This is a genomic window from Agrobacterium vitis (genome assembly GCF_037039395.1).
Classification (GTDB): Bacteria; Pseudomonadota; Alphaproteobacteria; order Rhizobiales; family Rhizobiaceae; genus Allorhizobium; species Allorhizobium vitis_E.
This window is the reverse complement of record NZ_CP146242.1, coordinates 2,800,359-2,818,723: the sequence shown is the minus strand read 5'-3', so window position 1 is coordinate 2,818,723 and position 18,365 is coordinate 2,800,359. Positions and strand designations below refer to the sequence as shown.

General features: G+C 57.0%; 17 protein-coding genes. 14 read left to right on the top strand and 3 right to left on the bottom strand.

The features are described from left to right. The first annotated feature begins 83 nt into the window (after positions 1 to 83). The 3 genes from V6582_RS15585 to V6582_RS15575 all read left to right on the top strand — a co-directional run bounded on the left by V6582_RS15585 (position 84) and on the right by V6582_RS15575 (position 2,092). Positions 84 to 1,013, top strand: a complete 930-nt coding sequence (locus tag V6582_RS15585; RefSeq protein ID WP_156630992.1) for an alpha/beta hydrolase family protein — start codon at positions 84 to 86, stop codon at positions 1,011 to 1,013. 316 nt (positions 1,014 to 1,329) lie between these two features. Beyond that, on the top strand, positions 1,330 to 1,722 hold the full coding sequence (locus V6582_RS15580) for a globin (RefSeq protein WP_337739183.1): 393 nt from the start codon (positions 1,330 to 1,332) through the stop codon (positions 1,720 to 1,722). Between the two features lie 4 nt (positions 1,723 to 1,726). After that, positions 1,727 to 2,092: a DUF423 domain-containing protein gene (locus V6582_RS15575; RefSeq protein WP_156542426.1), complete on the top strand. Its 366-nt coding sequence runs from the start codon at positions 1,727 to 1,729 to the stop codon at positions 2,090 to 2,092. Here the strand turns inward: V6582_RS15575 and V6582_RS15570 are convergent, their stop codons facing one another. Together V6582_RS15570 and V6582_RS15565 are read right to left on the bottom strand one after the other, a co-directional pair. Then, positions 2,093 to 2,371, bottom strand: coding sequence for a hypothetical protein (locus V6582_RS15570; RefSeq protein ID WP_156630819.1), 279 nt, complete (start codon positions 2,369 to 2,371; stop codon positions 2,093 to 2,095). 12 nt (positions 2,372 to 2,383) lie between these two features. Then, positions 2,384 to 2,788 carry a DUF2325 domain-containing protein gene (locus tag V6582_RS15565; protein WP_015916881.1) on the bottom strand — a complete coding sequence of 135 codons (405 nt, stop codon included), beginning with the start codon at positions 2,786 to 2,788 and terminating at the stop codon, positions 2,384 to 2,386. A gap of 288 nt (positions 2,789 to 3,076) precedes the next feature. Between V6582_RS15565 and V6582_RS15560 the strand changes: the two genes are divergently transcribed. The 4 genes from V6582_RS15560 (at position 3,077) to V6582_RS15545 (ending at position 10,606) form a co-directional block, all read left to right on the top strand. Continuing rightward, positions 3,077 to 4,438, top strand: a complete 1,362-nt coding sequence (locus tag V6582_RS15560; RefSeq protein ID WP_156630818.1) for an NAD(P)-dependent oxidoreductase — start codon at positions 3,077 to 3,079, stop codon at positions 4,436 to 4,438. A gap of 17 nt (positions 4,439 to 4,455) precedes the next feature. Further along, on the top strand, positions 4,456 to 5,769 hold the full coding sequence (preA, locus tag V6582_RS15555; RefSeq protein ID WP_156630817.1) for an NAD-dependent dihydropyrimidine dehydrogenase subunit PreA: 1,314 nt from the start codon (positions 4,456 to 4,458) through the stop codon (positions 5,767 to 5,769). Between the two features lie 987 nt (positions 5,770 to 6,756). Continuing rightward, entirely contained in the window at positions 6,757 to 9,525 is a 2,769-nt protein-coding gene (locus V6582_RS15550) for a bifunctional diguanylate cyclase/phosphodiesterase (RefSeq protein WP_197434297.1), read from the top strand. 82 nt (positions 9,526 to 9,607) lie between these two features. Continuing rightward, positions 9,608 to 10,606 carry a DMT family transporter gene (locus V6582_RS15545; protein ID WP_156630815.1) on the top strand — a complete coding sequence of 333 codons (999 nt, stop codon included), beginning with the start codon at positions 9,608 to 9,610 and terminating at the stop codon, positions 10,604 to 10,606. Positions 10,607 to 10,746: 140 nt separating this feature from the next. Here the strand turns inward: V6582_RS15545 and V6582_RS15540 are convergent, their stop codons facing one another. Continuing rightward, a complete protein-coding gene (locus tag V6582_RS15540; protein WP_156630814.1) occupies positions 10,747 to 11,388 on the bottom strand; it encodes a TetR family transcriptional regulator C-terminal domain-containing protein in 642 nt (213 codons plus the stop codon). A 315-nt stretch (positions 11,389 to 11,703) separates the two neighbouring features. Here V6582_RS15540 and V6582_RS15535 point away from each other — a divergent pair, with 315 nt between their 5' ends. From V6582_RS15535 to V6582_RS15505, 7 genes are all read left to right on the top strand, one after another. Beyond that, a complete protein-coding gene (locus V6582_RS15535) occupies positions 11,704 to 12,957 on the top strand; it encodes a Zn-dependent hydrolase (protein WP_156630813.1) in 1,254 nt (417 codons plus the stop codon). 205 nt (positions 12,958 to 13,162) lie between these two features. Next, positions 13,163 to 13,540 carry an endonuclease domain-containing protein gene (locus tag V6582_RS27570; RefSeq protein ID WP_432706319.1) on the top strand — a complete coding sequence of 126 codons (378 nt, stop codon included), beginning with the start codon at positions 13,163 to 13,165 and terminating at the stop codon, positions 13,538 to 13,540. A 219-nt stretch (positions 13,541 to 13,759) separates the two neighbouring features. Further along, entirely contained in the window at positions 13,760 to 15,214 is a 1,455-nt protein-coding gene (gene hydA / locus V6582_RS15525; RefSeq protein WP_156630811.1) for a dihydropyrimidinase, read from the top strand. 87 nt (positions 15,215 to 15,301) lie between these two features. Further along, the gene (locus V6582_RS15520; RefSeq protein WP_156630810.1) at positions 15,302 to 15,862 is read left to right on the top strand and encodes a hypothetical protein; all 561 of its coding nucleotides are present in this window, start codon (positions 15,302 to 15,304) and stop codon (positions 15,860 to 15,862) included. Next, positions 15,863 to 16,654 (top strand): ABC transporter ATP-binding protein, encoded by a 792-nt coding sequence (locus V6582_RS15515; protein ID WP_349508886.1) that lies wholly within the window; start codon positions 15,863 to 15,865, stop codon positions 16,652 to 16,654. Further along, a complete protein-coding gene (locus V6582_RS15510) occupies positions 16,644 to 17,498 on the top strand; it encodes an ABC transporter permease (protein WP_156630808.1) in 855 nt (284 codons plus the stop codon). The genes V6582_RS15515 and V6582_RS15510 overlap by 11 nt, the downstream gene beginning before the upstream one ends. Beyond that, complete coding sequence (locus V6582_RS15505; RefSeq protein WP_156630807.1) at positions 17,495 to 18,364, top strand: ABC transporter permease; 870 nt, start codon at positions 17,495 to 17,497, stop codon at positions 18,362 to 18,364. The genes V6582_RS15510 and V6582_RS15505 overlap by 4 nt, the downstream gene beginning before the upstream one ends. The last annotated feature ends 1 nt before the right edge of the window (position 18,365 follow it).

Here is an 18,365-nt window from a genome sequence, read left to right as displayed (position 1 = left end):
AGGGCGGAACCGGGATATCGAGCACTGACAGTTATCGCAGGGTTGCAAGCGGCAGGGGCAGAAATTGCATGAAGGAATTCGGCATGGGATCGGACGAGGCGCCAGCGAGCCAAACAGCACTGACACGGCGCACACTGCTCTCCGGCATGGCCGCTGCACTTGCAGTTCCATCCATGGCGCAGGCCTTCGACATTCCAACCGAGCCGCGCCTGCTGCACCATGACTATATGAAAATGCGCGAGCGGTTTCGCACCCGGCTGCTGCAAAAAGGCCCCGCCCCCGACAAATACGAGCCTTTGACCGCACCTGCCGGCGCCAACCGGATTTTCTACCGCTCCGGGCGTGGCGGTGAATTGACCCTGGCCGCCTGGGTGTCCACCTATAAGCGCGAGCGCAAGCTGAAGCCCGCCGTGCTGTTCCTGCATGGCGGCAATGCCATGGGAGCTGGCCAGTGGGAACCGCTGAAAGCCTATGCGGATGCTGGCTATGTGGTGATGATGCCCTCCATGCGCGGTGAAAACGGCCAGATGGGGATTTTCTCCGGTTTCTACGACGAAGTGGATGACGTGCTTGCGGCGGCCGACCGGCTCTCCCACCTGCCCGGCGTCGACCGCGAGCGGGTGTTTCTGGCCGGTCACAGCATCGGTGGCACGCTGGCCATGCTGGCCGCAATGAGCACTCACCGCTTCCGCGCCGCCGTGCCGATTTCCGGCAATCCCAACGCTTTCCGGTTTTTCAAGCGCTACCCCGAGGATATTCGCTTCGACGACAGCCGCCCGCATGAATTTGAGGTGCGCAGCGCGGTCTGCTACGCCCATAGCTTCAAATGTCCGATAAAACTGCTGCATGCCGAAACCGAAACCAGCTTCGAGGACAACGCCGCCCTGCTGCTAAAGCGCGCCCGAGCCGCCAACGCGATTATCTCCTCGCAAGAGGTGGAAGGCAATCACACCAGCGAAATCCCCCATGCGGTGGAAGCCAGCATGCAGTTTTTCCATCAGGTCGCGGCGTGAGGCCTCACAAAAAGCATTGAAGACCTGATCCTTTGCCAGGCAATGCGCCACGGCATAATCTGGCGCGAACCCTGAGCATGCCGGAAAAGCCTCCGGTTCGTAAAACCCGAATGATTTTGATGAACTGAAACGAGGGAAGATCAGGACGCCCCTCATGCAGGGGCGTGGATTGAAACATGCCTGTCACCCCGCCAGGCAGGAGCCGCGCCGATAGGTGATATCGGTCGGTCTGCGCCCAATCGACACATCATTTCATTCTTCGTTGCATCATCGCCGACAGTTCAGCGATAAGACTCCCGTAAAAATGAGGCAGAACGTGAGCGACGAGAAGACCATAACGCTTTATGAGGCGATCGGCGGCGATGCGACGGTGAAGGCGCTGGTGGCGCGGTTTTATCAGTTGATGGACACGCTGCCGGAAGCGGCGCGATGCCGGGCAATCCATCCAGCCGACCTCACCGAAAGCGAAGAGAAGTTTTACGATTACCTCACCGGCTATCTCGGCGGGCCGCCGGTTTATATGCAGAAGCGCGGCCATCCGATGTTACGGCGTCGCCATTTTGTCGCGGAAATCGGGCACCAAGAGCGCGATGAGTGGTTGCTGTGTTTTCGCCGCGCCATGGACGAGACCATTGCCCACGAGAAGCTGCGCGAGATCATCTGGACGCCCATCGAGAAACTTGCCCATCATATGCAGAACAAGGAATAGCGCCATGAGCCTGCGCGCATTGAGACCTCTCCTGCTTATTCTGTCCGGCCTGTTCGGCGCCTGCGGCGTCGGGCTGGCGGCAGCGGCGGCGCATGTGACGGGGGCTGGCAATCTGCTCGGCCCCGCCTCCTCGATTGCGCTCACCCATGCTCCCGCCTTGCTGGGGCTTTATCTGGCCGGTGACAGGATACGCACCGCGACGCTATCCGGCCTGGTGATCGGCCTTGGCGTGCTGCTGTTTGCAGGCGACCTGGCAGTCAAGCAATGGACTGGCCAAAGCCTGTTTCCCATGGCCGCCCCAACGGGCGGTATTGCGATGATGGTTGGTTGGGCGCTGCTGGCGCTGGGCGCGTTTTTGCCGCGCAGCTAATCAGCTTTTGCGGCGTGCCGCGTTGCGGTGCCATTGCGGCGGCGGAAAATCGATGACCTCGGCTGAAACCGCGTCCCGGCGCAACCCTTGAGCCAAATGCTGGGTGCGCGAAACGGGCCGTTCATGCAGGCCCGGCAGCCGGATGATCTCTGCCATCGCCGCCTGCCGTTCCCGGCCATCCTGCTGCCGCTCATAGAGAGCGCCGATCAGTCCCTCCCCCGCCTGGTCGCCAAGCTTGTGCAGCTCGATCATCAGGCTACCGTCACTGCCGTCATGCATGAAATATGTCCCTCAATTGCTGTCAGAGCGGTCGTTCAAGGTCTGAAGCGCCCGTTCCAGGCTGGATTTCGAGCCGTTGCGCAGCGGAATGAAGGTCTTGCCGAATTTCTTGCAGCCGCTCTTCACCCGCAGACACGCATCATGGCTGATACAGTCGATCGGGCAGAACACGCAGTCCACCGAGGGCAGCACGGTATCGATACGCGAGACGGCTTCCCGCAATCCGCCGTCGTGGTGGATCAGTTCAGCGCCGAAATTCGTGGCAATCTGGCGCAGATGCGCCACCTGGCAATCGCGCCCGCCGACATAGAGGAAGCTCTTGATATCTGCCTGGCCGCCTTTGTCGTCAACCGGGGCAGCCGTCACAGCCCGCTTATCCGTCTGCTTCTTCTTTTTTGGCGCATTGTGTTTTGCCATGGACCGTCTCCTGTGTATGGCGGCGGCGTCTTGCCATCCTCGTGTGTGTGCAACCACCCTACAAAACATGAGTAAAAGAGTAAAGTATATAGTGGAGGATTTTCATCATGTTTTATCACTGGGCATGAAGGCCAACACACAGCATCAGAAATCGAGTAAAATCCTTCAATATCAGCAGGTTGAACAATTTGCCGCATTGCGGCATATTCCAATTTTTACCGTTTGATAAATTTTTTATCCTGCGTTACGATTTTCCCAATCGCTTCGAACAAAAAAGAGGGAACTGCGATGCGAAAACTGGAACCGGGCCTGAAGGCCGGGCGGCTTGACGCTGCCGATTATGTAAAAAACTTCTCCGATCTGCATCCGCGCCTGGGCGACCATGAAGCGCTTGTCGCGTCTGACCGCTGCTATTTCTGTTATGACGCGCCCTGCATGACGGCCTGTCCGACCTCAATCGACATTCCGCTGTTCATCCGCCAGATCTCGACCGGCAATCCGACCGGCTCGGCCAAGACGATTTTCGATCAGAACATCCTTGGCGGCATGTGCGCCCGCGTCTGTCCCACCGAACAGCTCTGCGAAGAGGCCTGCGTGCGCAACACCGCCGAAGAACGCCCGGTGGAGATCGGCCGCTTGCAGCGTTATGCGACAGATCTGGCCATTGAACATGGCCACCAGTTCTACACAGCCGCTGCCTCAACCGGAAAAACCGTTGCCGTGGTTGGCGCCGGTCCAGCCGGTCTTGCCTGCGCGCATCGGCTGGCCATGCACGGCCATTCCGTCACCATCTATGATACCCGCCCCAAGGCGGGCGGATTGAACGAATATGGCATTGCCGCCTACAAGACCACCGATGACTATGCCCAGGCGGAAGTGGATTACATCCTGTCGATTGGCAATATCGATGTGTTGCATGGCCAGATGCTGGGCCGCGACTTTACCCTTGCCGAGTTGAAGGCCAAGTTTGATGCGGTTTTCCTCGGCACCGGCCTTGGCAATGTCAATATGTTGACCATTCCCGGCGCCGATACCAATGGTGTGATGGATGCGGTGGAGTTCATCGCCCATCTGCGCCAGGCAGACGCCAAGAGCGATGTGCCTGTCGGACGCGATGTCGTCGTCATCGGCGGCGGCATGACCGCCATCGATGCGGGCGTGCAGGCCAAGCTGCTCGGCGCGGAAAACGTTACCATCTGCTATCGCCGTGGCAAGGAGCATATGAACGCTTCGGATTATGAGCAGGATCTTGCCGCCTCCAAGGGCGTGCAGATCCGCCATTGGCTCCAGCCGAAAGAGGTTGCGCATCACGGCGGCCATGTCGCCTCGATCAGCTTTGAATACACCCACCTGGAAAACGGGTTGATGAAGGGCACCGGCCACATCACCGAGATCAAGGCCGATCAGATCCTCGTCGCCATCGGCCAGAAGCTCGACCCGGAAGGCCAGGAAAGCCTTGCCATGCAAGGCGGCAAGATCGCTGTGGATGCAGAGGGGCGCACGTCGCTGCCCGGCGTCTGGGCGGGCGGTGACTGCGCCTTGGGCGGTCAGGACCTGACGGTCTCTGCCGTTGCCATGGGCCGCGACGCGGCTGAAAGCATCAACCTGACGCTTGCTGCGGACGCCTCCGGCGTCAGCGCCGTCGCCTGAGCCGAAGGGATTGAACCATGGCTGATATCAGAAATAATTTCGTCGGCATCAAATCGCCCAACCCCTTCTGGCTGGCCTCTGCGCCACCCACCGACAAGGCCTATAATGTCGAGCGCGCCTTCAAGGCGGGCTGGGGTGGCGTGGTATGGAAAACCCTCGGCTCGGAAGGCCCGCCGGTCGTCAATGTCAATGGTCCGCGCTACGGGGCCATCTGGGGGGCGGACCGCCGCCTGCTGGGTCTCAACAATATCGAGCTGATTACCGACCGGCCCTTGCAGGTCAATCTTCAGGAAATGAAGATGGTCAAGATGAACTGGCCGGACCGCGCCCTGATCGCCTCGATCATGGTGCCCTGCGAGGAGGAAGAGTGGAAGGCCATCCTGCCGCTGGTCGAGGAAACCGGGGCAGACGGCATCGAGCTGAATTTCGGCTGTCCGCATGGCATGTCGGAACGCGGCATGGGGGCTGCCGTCGGCCAGGTGCCGGAATATATCGAAATGGTGGTGCGCTGGTGCAAGCAATATAGCCGCATGCCTGTAATCACCAAGCTGACACCGAATATCACCGATATCCGCAAACCGGCCCGCGCTGCAAAGGCTGGCGGCACCGATGCGGTGTCGCTGATCAACACCATCAATTCCATCGTCTCGGTCGATCTCGATAGCTTTGCCCCGAACCCCAGCGTTGGCGGCAAGGGCAGCCATGGCGGCTATTGCGGCCCGGCGGTCAAGCCAATCGCGCTGAACATGGTGGCGGAAATCGCCCGCGATCCGGAAACCTATGGCCTGCCGATCTCAGGCATCGGCGGCATCACCACCTGGCGCGATGCGGCGGAATTCCTGGCGCTGGGCGCTGGCAATGTGCAGGTCTGCACCGCCGCCATGACCTATGGCTTCAAGATCGTTCAGGAAATGATATCGGGCCTGTCCGACTGGATGGATGCCAAGGGCCATCGGAGCCTGGACGACATCTGCGGCCGCGCAGTGCCCAACGTCACCGACTGGCAATATCTCAACCTCAACTATATCGCCAAGGCGCAGATCGACCAGGATGCCTGCATCAAATGCGGACGCTGTCACATCGCCTGTGAGGACACGTCCCATCAGGCGATTACCAGCATTGTCGATGGTGCGCGCAAGTTTGAGGTGATGGAAGACGAATGCGTCGGCTGCAATCTCTGCGTCAACGTCTGTCCGGTCGAAAACTGCATCACCATGGTCGGGCTGGAACCCGGCACGCTGGACCAACGCACCGGCAAGCCGGTCGATCCGAACTATGCCAACTGGACGACCCATCCCAACAATCCGATGGCGGTGCAGGCAGCGGAATAAGCCCAGCCGTCATCGCGGTGGCGTTGGACTTCCCTTTGTGAATATCTCAAAGCCTTAAACTGGCAGCGAGTGACGGTCGGCCGGGTTCAGATTGAACCAGCCAGATTGTCACTCGCTTTTTTCATTTGTCTTTTGGGTTTCCGTAGGTTTCCGAGCAAAAATGATAGGGAACGACGTGAATTGCATCAGGATTTTTCAATATTAGAAATACACAAATGAAAACAAACCCACGAAACTTGGCAGGAAAATTCAGGAATTTTCAATTTTTTCATGAACTGATGCGGTCATTATTTCATCGCGTGCTTGACGACAATATCCATACAGCGCCTTGCACCCCCTATCGTGGAGCGCGCTTCACCCAGATAATATGACAACACCATGCGTCGACTATAGCGCAGGCAATCTCATTTTTATCTATTGCCCATTGGAAAATTTCTCTCATAAATTCCAGATTATTTGAGAGGAAATTCAACAAAATTACAAATTAAAATTCACAGATAATTTTCTTTATAACAAGATATGTCACCAGGATCGATTGAAATACGGATATTTTTTCGAAACACGACATTTTTTACATCAATGAGGACATTTTAGAGAATTACTTTGCAATGAAATGATCAAGTCTGCATAAGTATCTTAGAATAAGAAGAGTGATCTAACCATATCATCCAAAATGGGCGAAGCGATTAGGGGTCAATCTTCGAAATGAATACTGCACCTTACGCTCTACCGAGCGCGACAGCATCGGACCGCAAATTGAGATCGATTTTTGAGAAATCCGACGCGAAAACAACAAGATCGAAAGTCTGTCAGGTGACATATGAGACTGGCAGACTCTCCTGCATAATTCTTTAAACCGGAATCGGCTTAAAGAGAAAATTATGCCGCAGATATAAGAGTTATAGCGAACCTTTGTGCGCCATATGGCGCACGGCGCTGTAAAGAGCAGGACCGAAACATCGATATATCTGCATGTTGAAGAGTTTGATGATGATCACTTCTGCCTGGGCCGGTAACATTGCGGAAAGTGTCAGGAAGCTCGCCAGCTTCTACTGGCCCGCTTTTATTGTGTGCGCTGCGGTTTTCGTCACCATTTTTGCAATCGAGGGCCAAAATCGCAAAGCCTATCTGGAAGACAGGAAGGCCGCGATTTCCGACAAGCTCAGCCCCGTCCGCGCCCGGCTGGAAGGCAATATCAAGGCCGACATCAAGATGCTCCAGGGGCTGCTTGCCGTGCTGGAAACCGAGCCGGACATGAGCCAGGCGCGGTTTTCCGCCATTGGCCGGCGATTTTTCTCCAGGCCTGTACGGTTGCGCTCAATCGGTCTTTCCTTCGACATGCAGACAAGGCTGACCTATCCGTTCATTCTCAACCAGATTGGATATGATTTTACCGCCAACCCGCAGGAGCAAAAAGCCGCCTTGCAGGCCATGCGCAGCAATATCTATGTCATCACAGAGCCGATGAACCTGCCGAACACCGGCAATAGTCTCGTTATCTTTTACCCCATCGCATCATCGAGCCTGAGCGAACCGGTCAGCGCGTCAGCGGACTTGCCCGACCAGCCAATATCCCAGGATAAACCCGCCTCCCAAGATAAACCCACCTCCCAAGACAAGCCCCTTACCCACGGCCTGCTGCGCGGCACCGTCGATGTGGAGCGGCTGTTTCGTGAAAGCGGTCTCTACGACCTCGATATGAATGTCGCGCTTTACGCTGCCTCCGATACACAAAACGCTGCAAATACCGCCTTTTTCGGCGATCCCGCATTGATTGGCGCCAGCGCGGTGCGCATGGAGGTCAGCATTGGCGCCCAGACTTGGGTGCTGGCGGCAGCGCCCAAGGGCGGCTGGCAACAACCCGCCAAGGACATCTGGTTCCGCCAGGTGGTGATGTTCATCCTGGCGCTGACGATCATCACCCCTTTCCTGTGGGTCGCGCATCTGCTGATGGAACGGCAGGCCAATATTGCCGAACTCAACGAGCAGGAACGCGAACTGCGCACCCTGTCACAACGATTGCAGATTGCGCTCGATGCCTCGCAAATCGGCGTGTGGGAAATGGATATCGGCAGTCTGGCCCTGACCTGGGACAATCGCATGCGCCAGCTCTATGATTGCGATCCATCCCGTCCGATTGAAACCCGCGAGGACTGGAGCAATTGTCTCCACCCGGAGGATCGGGAAAGTGCCACACACGCTCTGGCCTCAGCCATCCGCACCAGCTCCAATTACTCGACCGAGTTCCGCATTCTGGATCGCAGCGGGCAGATACGCCATATCCGCTCCTTCGGCTCGATCTATCGCGATGCCGATTTTCGCAAGAAGATCGTTGGCGTGAACTGGAACATCACCGCGGATGTCAAACTGCATGAAGCCCTGCACGATGCCAAAACCGCGCTGGAGGCCCAGAACCAGGAGCTGGAAACTGCCCGGCGGATCATGGAACATACATCCCTGCACGATCCCCTGACCGGACTTGCAAACCGACGCTTCCTCGACCGGCATCTGGCAGACGTCGAAGAGATCAGGGCCAGCGGCAAATCTGTCGCTCTGCTGCATATCGATCTCGACAGGTTCAAGGAGATCAACGACACGCTGGGCCACGCGGCAGGCGATGCCATGCTGCGTCATGCCGCCAGCCAGATCAACGCCCATATTTCGCCCGGGGATTTTGCCGCGCGCATCGGCGGCGACGAATTCGTGGTGGTCAAACACGACGAGAGTAGCCAGGCTGCAGCCCGCATCCTTGGCGAAATCCTGATCGACGCCATCAACCAGCCAATCCATTGGGAGGGCCAGGAATGCCGTGTTAGCGCCAGCATCGGCATCGCCCAATCCTGCAACATCCACCCTCATCTGGAACAGGCATTGATCAATGCCGATATCGCGCTTTACGAGGCAAAACGGCGCGGCAAGAACCGGCTGGAATTCTTTTCCGACACGCTGAAGGAAGCGACCCTTTCCACCAAGCGCACCGCCGACGCCATTCTCCGCTCGCTGGCCGATCACGATTTCATCCCCTATTTCCAGCCGCAATTTAACGCGCACACCATGCAGATCACCGGTGTCGAAGCCCTGGCGCGCTGGCAACATCCGCAGCTTGGCCTGTTGCCGCCCATCGCCTTTCTTGCGGTTGCGGAAAGCCTGAATGTCGTGGCCGCCATCGACAACAGCATTCTCGAACAATCGCTTGCCGAGGCCCGGCGCTGGCAGGAGCATGGGCTGGACACACCGCATGTCTCCGTCAATATCTCCGCCCAGAGATTGTTCGACGACGGGCTTGTCGCCCATCTGCGTGATACGCCGCTTCCCGCTGGCGGCCTTGCCTTCGAGTTGCTGGAATCGATCTCCTTCGACGACAAGGCCGAGGCGGCGGCAACCGCCATCAGCCAGATCAAGATCCTCGGCATCGATATCGAGATCGATGATTTCGGCACCGGCTATTCCTCGATCCTCAGCCTGTTGAAGCTCTCGCCCCGACGGCTGAAAATCGACAGGCAATTGACCCAGCCGATCATCGAGAGCAAGCAACAGCGGCGGTTGATCGGCTCTATCGTCGAAATCGGTCGCTCGCTTGGCATTGAAATCATCGCCGAAGGTGTGGAGACCAAGCAACATGCCGAAATTCTGCGGGATCTCGGCTGTCATACCTTGCAGGGCTACGGCCTGGCCCGACCCATGAACGGCGATGAGCTGTTCGCGCTTTTGAAACACCGATCTCTCGACCGCAAACAGGGTGCCGTGGCGCTCTGATATTTTTTGAAATGCCTTATTTTTGAACGGAAAAGGGGTCGCCTCGCTTTGCCCTGCATCGTATAGAGAGCCTTGACGCGACATGCGTGGCCGCCGTTTTGCCTATCATTTCACAAAGACCCAATCCGTGACAGCATCGCCGATTTCCCCCTTGCCTGAAAAAGACAATATAAGAGACAGGCATAACAGCCATGCCCGTGGCCGCGAGAAACTGAAGGCCCATCTGGCCGTTCTGCTGTTTGCCGTGCTGCTCGCCACCTCCTTTTCCTTCGGTGGCATGGCGACCCACATGATCGATCCGATTGCGGTCCAGGCTCTGCGCTATATCGTTACCATCGCGCTGACCGCTTTCCTGTGCTTCCGCATCAAGCGCTATCCGGTTGAGGCGCCGCGTCGCCCGCTGCGCTTCGTCATCATCGGCGCGCTGATGGCCACCTATATGATCAGCATGTTCATCGCCCTGCAATTCACCGCCCCTGTGGCGACCGGGGCGATTTTCACGATGATGCCGCTGATGAGCGCAGGCTTCGCCTGGCTATTGATGCGCCAGAAAACCCGTGGCCGGGTGATGGTCAGCCTGGTGATTGCCGCCATCGGGGCGATCTGGGTGATCTTTCGCGGTGATGTGCAGGCGCTGATCCATTTCGACATCGGCAAGGGGGAGCTAATCTACCTCGTCGGCGTTACCGCCCATGCCATCTATGTGCCGCTGCTGCGCAAATTCAACGAGAACGAACCGGCGCTGATCTTCCTGCTCTGGTCGGCGGTGGGCACACTCGCCTTCATTATGGTGCCCGGCCTGCCCCGGTTGATCGCCCTTGATTACACCTCGATCTCCTGGCTTGGCTGGGGCCTGGTGCTCTATCTGGCGGTCGTGACGACGCTGATCACTTTCCTGCTGCTGCAATATGCCTCGCAGCGGCTGCCCGCCCCCAAGGTGCTGGCCTATAGCTACCTGACGCCAAGCTTCATCATTCTGCTGGAAGGCGCCATGGGCCATGGCTGGGCGCCAATGGCCGTATTTGCCGGTGCGCTGATCACAGCCGCCGGACTTCTCGCCATGGCCCTGCTGCCGGATTGATACAAAGAATCATTGAAAATGACTCTTTGTATTCCCTTTGAAAATATCTCAAGCCATGCAAGCATTTGAGATATTTTCAATTTTTTCAAGTCGGGGATGCGTCAGGCATCTTCGAGACTTGGTATGATACGTTCCCGCCTTCACATTCCCGGCTGTAGACCTCGCAGGAAAAGCCCTTCCAGAAACCGCGCGGCATTCTCGAACCGGTCGTCTTCCGCCCCACCCGCGCCCAGCACGGCGCGCACCTGCACGTCGAAATCGGCGTAATGCTGGGTGGTGGACCAGATCGAAAAAATCAGGTGATAGGGATCGCAGGTGGCAAGCTTGCCCGCCATGATCCAACTGCGGATCACCTCGGCCTTCTCATCGACTAAGTCTTTCAACGGCCCTTTCAGCACATCCTCGATAATAGGCGCGCCCTGGAGCACTTCATTGGCAAACAGCCGGCTTTCGCGCGGAAAATCGCGGGCCATTTCCAGCTTACGACGGATGTAGCTGCGGATTTCCTCCTGCGGATCGCCCTCGGCATCGAAAGCGCGCAGCGGCTCCAGCCACGTCTCCAGCAGCCGGTCCATCAACAGCCGGTGCATCGCCTCCTTGGTGCGGAAGTAATAGAGCAGGTTGGGTTTCGACATGCCCGCCACCTCGGCGATCTGGTCGATGGTCGAGCCGCGAAAGCCGCGCATGGAAAACACGTCCAGTGCCGCTTGCAGGATGACCTCCTCCTTTTCCTCCTGAATCCGGGTCCGCCTCTGCGTCCTCGATGCCCTGGCAATCGCCATGCTCTCTCCCTGTCTTCCCCATGCCTGTCTTCCCAATGCCTGCCTGCGCCTTGCTGCTTCCAACCCTGCCCCGGAAGCACCCAGACGCGCCTCAAAAAAATAGGCGAAAGCTTTGACCGAATTTTTCGCGTTTTTCGGCTTGAGTGCTACGCCGGAAGTTGTAATGTTTACCAATCGGTCAAATATCAATCACTGCCCTCAGAAAGGCAATGGTTGAGACCGAAACAAAGGCTCAAAAATAACAAGAGCTAACAATGATGGGAACAGCGGTTTTCGATGGGCATCGAAATCCCTGCACAAATTAGGAATGATGAAATGACGGCTCACCCCGGTGCGAACCTGCGCGTAAATGCTGACCGGCTGTGGGACAGCCTGATGGATATGGCCAAGATTGGCCCCGGCGTGGCTGGCGGCAACAACCGCCAGACCTTGACCGATGAGGATGCTGAAGGCCGCACTCTGTTCCAGAGTTGGTGCGAAGCCGCAGGCATGACCATGGGCGTGGACCAGATGGGCACGATGTTTGCCACCCGCCCCGGCACCGACCCCGATGCCCTGCCGGTCTATGTTGGCTCACACCTCGACACCCAGCCCACCGGCGGCAAATATGATGGCGTGTTGGGCGTGCTGGCCGCACTCGAAGTGGTGCGTTCAATGAACGACCTTGGCGTTAAGACCAAACATCCCATTGTTGTCACCAACTGGGCCAATGAAGAAGGCGCGCGTTTTGCCCCCGCCATGCTGGCATCGGGCGTGTTTGCTGGCATGCACACGCTGGATTACGCCTATTCGCGCAAAGACCCAGACGGCAAAACCTATGGCGATGAGCTGAAGCGCATTGGCTGGCTGGGTGAGGAAGAAGCGGGGGCGCGCAAAATGCACGCCTATTTCGAATATCACATTGAGCAAGGGCCTATACTGGAAGCCGAGAACAAGCAGATCGGCGTTGTGACCCACTGTCAGGGCCTGTGGTGGCTGGAATTTACGCTGACGGGCCGCGAAGCGCACACTGGCTCCACGCCGATGAACCTTCGCGTCAACGCTGGTCTGGCCATGAGCCGGATTATCGAGATGGTGCAGGATGTGGCGATGAGCGAACAGCCGGGTGCTGTTGGCGGCGTCGGCCAAGTGTTCTTCTCGCCTAACTCGCGCAATGTGCTGCCGGGCAAGGTGGTCTTCACGGTGGATATTCGCACGCCGAGCCAAGAGAAGCTGGACCGGATGCGGGCGAAGATTGAAGCCGAAGCCGCATCGATTTGCGAAGCGCTGGGCGTTGGCTGCGCGGTGGAAGCCGTTGGCCATTTCGACCCCGTCACCTTTGACCCCACACTGGTGGGCCGCGTGCGCGATGCCGCCGAGCGGCTCGGCTATAGCCATATGAACATCATTTCCGGCGCCGGCCACGATGCCTGTTGGGCGGCACGGGTTGCGCCATCGACGATGATCATGTGTCCTTGCGTGGGTGGGCTTTCGCACAACGAGGCGGAAGAGATTTCCAAGGATTGGGCGAGTGCTGGGTGTGATGTGTTGTTGCACGCGGTGTTGGAAACGGCGGAGGTTGTGGGGTGAGTATGGCCTTCGGCACCCCTCATCCGGCTCTTCGAGCCACCTTCTCCCCGATGGGGAGAAGAGGGAGTGTGCCGTACCCTTTGTGCTTTCCAATAGACGAAGCGGCTGCGTCTTGGTCTCTTCTCCCCAGCGGGGAGAAGGTGCCGGCAGGCGGATGAGGGGGCCGAAGGCATGACGGACATTACCAAACGCCGCCCCGGCAAAACTGGACAGGCAAGACGAGCTGCGCAGAGAAGAAACGGACGCGGAATATCGGCTTTGGGGCGATCTTCGCAACAGGTTGCTCAACGGTCATAAATTCGCGCGGCAGGTGCCTCTCGGTGCCTATATTGCGGATTTCGTTTGCCGTGAACGGTGCTTGATCGTTGAACTGGATGGCAGCCAACATGCCGAAAGCGCTTCAGACGAAATACGAACAACATGGTTGAATGACCAGGGTTATGATGTGCTTCGGTTTTGGAACGGCGAGGTTCTCTCGGAAAGACGCGATGTTCTTGAGACAATCCTTGCCGTTCTGGAAGGCAAGATCACCGAGCGCTGTGGCACATTACGGTTCTATCCGGGGAAACGAGGACAGGAATGAGCAAGCCTAGGGGCCTTCGGCCACCCCCTCATCCGGCTCTTCGAGCCACCTTCTCCCCGCTGGGGAGAAGAGGGAGTGCGCCGTACCCTTTGTGCTTTCCAATAGACGAAGCGGCTGCGTCTTGGTCTCTTCACGCCTGCGGGGAGAAGGTGCCGGCAGGCGGATGAGGGGGGCCGAAGGCCACCAAATGACAACCAAAACAAATACGGGTGAACACACATGAGCACAGTCATCAAAGGCGGTACTATCGTCACAGCCGATCTCACCTACAAGGCCGATGTGAAAATCGAGGGCGGGATCATCACCGCAATCGGCCCCGATCTTTCCGCCGATACCGTGCTGGATGCCTCCGGCTGTTACATCATGCCGGGCGGTATTGATCCGCATGTGCATCTGGAAATGCCGTTCATGGGCACCTATTCCGCCGATGATTTTGAAAGCGGCACCCGTGCTGGCCTTGCTGGCGGCACCACCATGGTGGTGGATTTCTGTCTGCCCGATCCCGGCCAATCGCTTTTGGAAGCGCTGACCCGTTGGGACAATAAATCCACCCGCGCCAATTGCGATTACTCCTTCCACATGGCCATCACCTCATGGGATGAGCGCATTTTCAATGAAATGCAGACCATCGTGCAAGACAAGGGCATCAACACATTCAAACACTTCATGGCCTATAAGGGGGCCTTGATGGTGAATGATGACGAGATGTTCGCCTCGTTCTCTCGCTGTGCCGAACTGGGTGCGCTGCCGCTGGTGCATGCTGAGAATGGCGATGTGGTCGCCGCCATGTCGGCCAAGCTGCTGGCCGAGGGCAATGATGGGCCGGAGGCGCACGCCTATTCCCGCCCTGCCGAGGTGGAAGGCGAAGCCACCAACCGCGCCATTATGCTGGCCGATATGGCGGGTGTGCCGCTCTATGTGGTGCATACCTCTTGCGAACAGGCCCATGAAGCCATCCGCCGCGCGCGGCAAAAGGGCATGCGGGTCTATGGCGAGCCGCTGATTCAGCATCTGACACTGGATGAGAGCGAATATTTCGACAAGGATTGGGACCACGCCGCCCGCCGGGTGATGTCGCCACCGTTCCGCAACAAGCAGCATCAGGATAGCCTCTGGGCAGGCCTGCAATCCGGCTCGCTGTCTTGCGTTGCCACCGACCATTGCGCCTTCACCACCGAACAGAAGCGGTTTGGCGTTGGCAATTTCACCAAAATCCCCAATGGCACCGGCGGCCTCGAAGACCGCCTGCCGATGCTGTGGACCTATGGCGTGGCCACAGGCCGCTTGACCATGAATGAATTCGTGGCCGTCACCTCCACCAACATCGCCAAAATCCTCAATATCTATCCGAAAAAGGGCGCCATTCTTGTGGGGGCCGATGCCGATATTGTTGTGTGGGACCCGAAACGCTCCAAGACCATCTCGGCCAGCATCCAGCAATCGGCCATTGATTACAATGTGTTCGAGGGCAAAACCGTCACCGGCCTGCCGCGCTTCACGCTGACCCGTGGCGTGGTAGCGATTGAGGAAAGCACGGTGAAAACCCAGGAAGGCCACGGCAAGTTTGTGAAGCGTGAGCCTTATCCGGCAGTGAGCAAGGCGCTGTCTACGTGGAAGGAATTGGTGTCGCCGCGCAAAGTAGAGCGTACGGGCATTCCGGCCAGCGGGGTGTGATGTGAAGGCCACTAAGACGCTTTCAGAGGTATCCGAAGATTATCGGGAGCGCCGAGTTCTGGATTCTATTTTTCCAATGGACAGAAGATGAACGATGAAATCCAGAGGTACTTTCCATATGACATTAATTCAGCGAGAGAAGTTTCTCTGCGATCTATAAGCTCAATTGAGTTTGGATACTATCGTGAGCTTCAACACATTAGAAACACAAAGTGCGGCATCAAACCAGTTTGCCGCAGTATATTCACGTCTTCTGAATCAGCAAAAATATCGGCAGAATCAAATAGAACAGAAGGAACAGCATTTAGGATCTGTGCGATTAATACATTATTTTTCTGGGGAGAACGATACTTTATATTCTTTGAAAATAATTATGAAATAAAATTTAAGGAATTATTTTTAAAAAAAGAATTGAATATTAAAGAGGCTTTACAGACCATATCGCAACGAAACCAGCTTTGGTTCGGATTAGTTAATTTCCAAGGCAAGAAAAAAATTAAGGAAGGGTGGGATTTATATTCGAAATCATACGGCGGAAGTTATCTCTTGTGCTGGAGTAGAGAAAAATCGTCCACTAGGAGATATAAAAAAATTAACCTCATAAGAAAATGTCTTGCAAAGAGTATTACCGTCGGAGCTTGTTGTTGAATGACAGAATCCCCCTACTCCGTCGTCTCTGCCAAAGACCTCTGTCTCACCTTCCAGACCAATGATGGGCCGGTGCATGCGCTGTCCAACGTGGATCTGGAGGTGAAAAAGGGTGATTTCGTTTCCTTCATCGGCCCATCCGGCTGCGGCAAAACCACGTTTTTGCGCGTCATTGCCGATCTGGAAAAGCACACATCCGGCACCATCACCGTCAATGGCATGACACCGGAAAATGCCCGCAAGGAGCGCTCCTACGGCTATGTGTTTCAGGCGGCAGCGCTTTATCCGTGGCGCACCATTGAGCAGAATATTGCCCTGCCGTTGGAGATCATGGCCTATAGCCCGGATGAGAAGAAAAAGCGGATTGAGCAGACGCTGGAACTGGTCAATCTCACCGGCTTTGGCAAGAAATTCCCTTGGCAGCTCTCCGGTGGCATGCAGCAGCGCGCCTCGATTGCCCGCGCACTGGCCTTTGATGCCGATCTGTTGTTGATGGACGAACCCTTTGGCGCGCTGGATGAAATTGTCCGCGATCATTTGAACGAGCAATTGCTGAAACTGTGGGATCGCACCAACAAGACCATCTGTTTTGTCACCCATTCGATTCCAGAGGCCGTTTATCTCTCCACCAAAATCGTGGTGATGAGTTCCCGGCCCGGGCGCGTTACCGATGTGATTGAATCGACCCTGCCACGAGATCGGCCGCTGGATATCAGGGAAAGCCCGGAGTTTCTGGCCATTGCCCATCGGGTGCGCGAAGGTTTGCGGGCGGGGCATAGTTATGATGAGTAGACTGCTCCCCATTCTCACCGTCATCCTTGCCATATTGATCATCTGGCACGTCTTCGTTGTCATCCTCAACGCGCCCTTTGTGCGCGATCAGGCGGCACGGGCTGGAGAAGAGATCACCACCGAGCAAGTGATCGAGCAGACCTTCAATCAGGAACGTCCTGTCCTGCCCGCACCGCACCAGATCATTGCCGAGCTGTGGGATACCACCATCGATAAACCCATCACCTCCAAGCGCAGCCTTGTTTATCACGCATGGATCACCCTCTCGGCCACGTTGATGGGCTTTGGCATGGGCACAGCGCTTGGCATTTTGCTGGCCATTGCCATTGTCCATAACCGCGCCGTCGATAAATCGCTGATGCCGTGGGTGATTGCCAGCCAGACCATTCCCATCATTGCCGTGGCCCCAATGATTATTGTGGTGCTGAACGCTGTTGGCATTTCCGGTCTGATGCCCAAGGCGCTGATTTCCACCTATCTGTCCTTCTTTCCCGTGGTGGTGGGCATGGTCAAAGGCCTTCGCAGCCCCGATGCGATTCTGATTGATCTGATGCGCACCTATTACGCCAGCAACACCCAGACATTTTGGAAACTGCGCATGCCCTATCTGTTCACCTCGCTGAAAGTGGCCATCGCCATTTCATTGGTGGGTGCGATTGTGGGGGAATTGCCGACGGGGGCGGTCGCGGGTCTCGGTGCGCGGCTGTTGTCCGGCTCTTACTATGGCCAAACAGTGCAAATCTGGGCAGCCCTTTTCATGGCGGCAGGGTTGGCCGCGCTGCTGGTGGCCATCGTCGGGCTTGCCCATGCTGCGGTGTTGAAACGCATGGGAGAGCGGGCATGAGTGGTTATCTGCTGTTTGCGCTGATCTTCTGGCTGGTGGCTTGGGGCGTGAATGAATGGCTGGTGCGCCAACACTTTGCAGCCCTGCCCGCCCAACGTGCCGCCAATATCACTGTTCCGCTGCTGTTTGGCATCACGCTTCTGGTCATCTGGGAATGCCTGGTGCGCGGCTTTGACATCCCCTCCATTCTGCTGCCCGCCCCCAGCATGATCTGGACCCGGCTGATCCATTCGCTGCCGATCCTCTGGGCCGATTTCCAGCAAACCTTTTTGAAATCGGTACTATCAGGCTATGTCGCAGGCTGCGGCCTTGGCTTTATCGTGGCCGTGCTGATTGATCGCTCACCCTTTCTGAAACAAGGGCTGCTGCCGATTGGCAATTTTGTCTCGGCCCTACCCGTGGTGGGCGTGGCCCCGATTATGGTGATGTGGTTCGGGTTTGATTGGCCCTCCAAAGTCGCAGTCGTGGTGATCATGACCTTCTTCCCCATGCTGGTAAACACCGTGCAGGGCCTGTCTGCGGCAAGCCCCATGGAGCGCGATTTGATGCGCACCTATGCCGCCAGCTGGTGGCAGACGTTGATCAAGCTCCGGCTTCCCGCCGCATGGCCGTTTATCTTCAACGCGCTGAAGATCAATTCGACACTGGCGCTGATCGGCGCGATTGTGGCGGAGTTTTTCGGAACCCCCATTGTTGGCATGGGCTTTCGCATTTCCACCGAGGTGGGCCGCAGCAATGTGGATATGGTCTGGGCCGAAATTGCGGTGGCGGCGCTGGCGGGTTCTATCTTCTATGGTTTGGTGGCGCTGGCTGAAAAAGCCGTCACTTTCTGGCATCCGTCTGTCCGTGGTGGGCAGATTAGATAAA

What these genes read in the sequence shown, in the direction of transcription:
- V6582_RS15585 (WP_156630992.1), top strand. Translation starts at nt 84, where the DNA reads ATGGGATCGGACGAGGCGCCAGCGAGCCAAACAGCACTGACACGGCGC.
- V6582_RS15575 (WP_156542426.1), top strand. Translation starts at nt 1,727, where the DNA reads ATGAGCCTGCGCGCATTGAGACCTCTCCTGCTTATTCTGTCCGGCCTG.
- V6582_RS15570 (WP_156630819.1), bottom strand. Translation starts at nt 2,371, where the DNA reads ATGCATGACGGCAGTGACGGTAGCCTGATGATCGAGCTGCACAAGCTT.
- V6582_RS15565 (WP_015916881.1), bottom strand. Translation starts at nt 2,788, where the DNA reads ATGGCAAAACACAATGCGCCAAAAAAGAAGAAGCAGACGGATAAGCGG.
- V6582_RS15560 (WP_156630818.1), top strand. Translation starts at nt 3,077, where the DNA reads ATGCGAAAACTGGAACCGGGCCTGAAGGCCGGGCGGCTTGACGCTGCC.
- preA (WP_156630817.1), top strand. Translation starts at nt 4,456, where the DNA reads ATGGCTGATATCAGAAATAATTTCGTCGGCATCAAATCGCCCAACCCC.
- V6582_RS15550 (WP_197434297.1), top strand. Translation starts at nt 6,757, where the DNA reads ATGATGATCACTTCTGCCTGGGCCGGTAACATTGCGGAAAGTGTCAGG.
- V6582_RS15545 (WP_156630815.1), top strand. Translation starts at nt 9,608, where the DNA reads ATGCGTGGCCGCCGTTTTGCCTATCATTTCACAAAGACCCAATCCGTG.
- V6582_RS15540 (WP_156630814.1), bottom strand. Translation starts at nt 11,388, where the DNA reads ATGGCGATTGCCAGGGCATCGAGGACGCAGAGGCGGACCCGGATTCAG.
- V6582_RS15535 (WP_156630813.1), top strand. Translation starts at nt 11,704, where the DNA reads ATGACGGCTCACCCCGGTGCGAACCTGCGCGTAAATGCTGACCGGCTG.
- hydA (WP_156630811.1), top strand. Translation starts at nt 13,760, where the DNA reads ATGAGCACAGTCATCAAAGGCGGTACTATCGTCACAGCCGATCTCACC.
- V6582_RS15520 (WP_156630810.1), top strand. Translation starts at nt 15,302, where the DNA reads ATGAACGATGAAATCCAGAGGTACTTTCCATATGACATTAATTCAGCG.
- V6582_RS15515 (WP_349508886.1), top strand. Translation starts at nt 15,863, where the DNA reads ATGACAGAATCCCCCTACTCCGTCGTCTCTGCCAAAGACCTCTGTCTC.
- V6582_RS15510 (WP_156630808.1), top strand. Translation starts at nt 16,644, where the DNA reads ATGATGAGTAGACTGCTCCCCATTCTCACCGTCATCCTTGCCATATTG.
- V6582_RS15505 (WP_156630807.1), top strand. Translation starts at nt 17,495, where the DNA reads ATGAGTGGTTATCTGCTGTTTGCGCTGATCTTCTGGCTGGTGGCTTGG.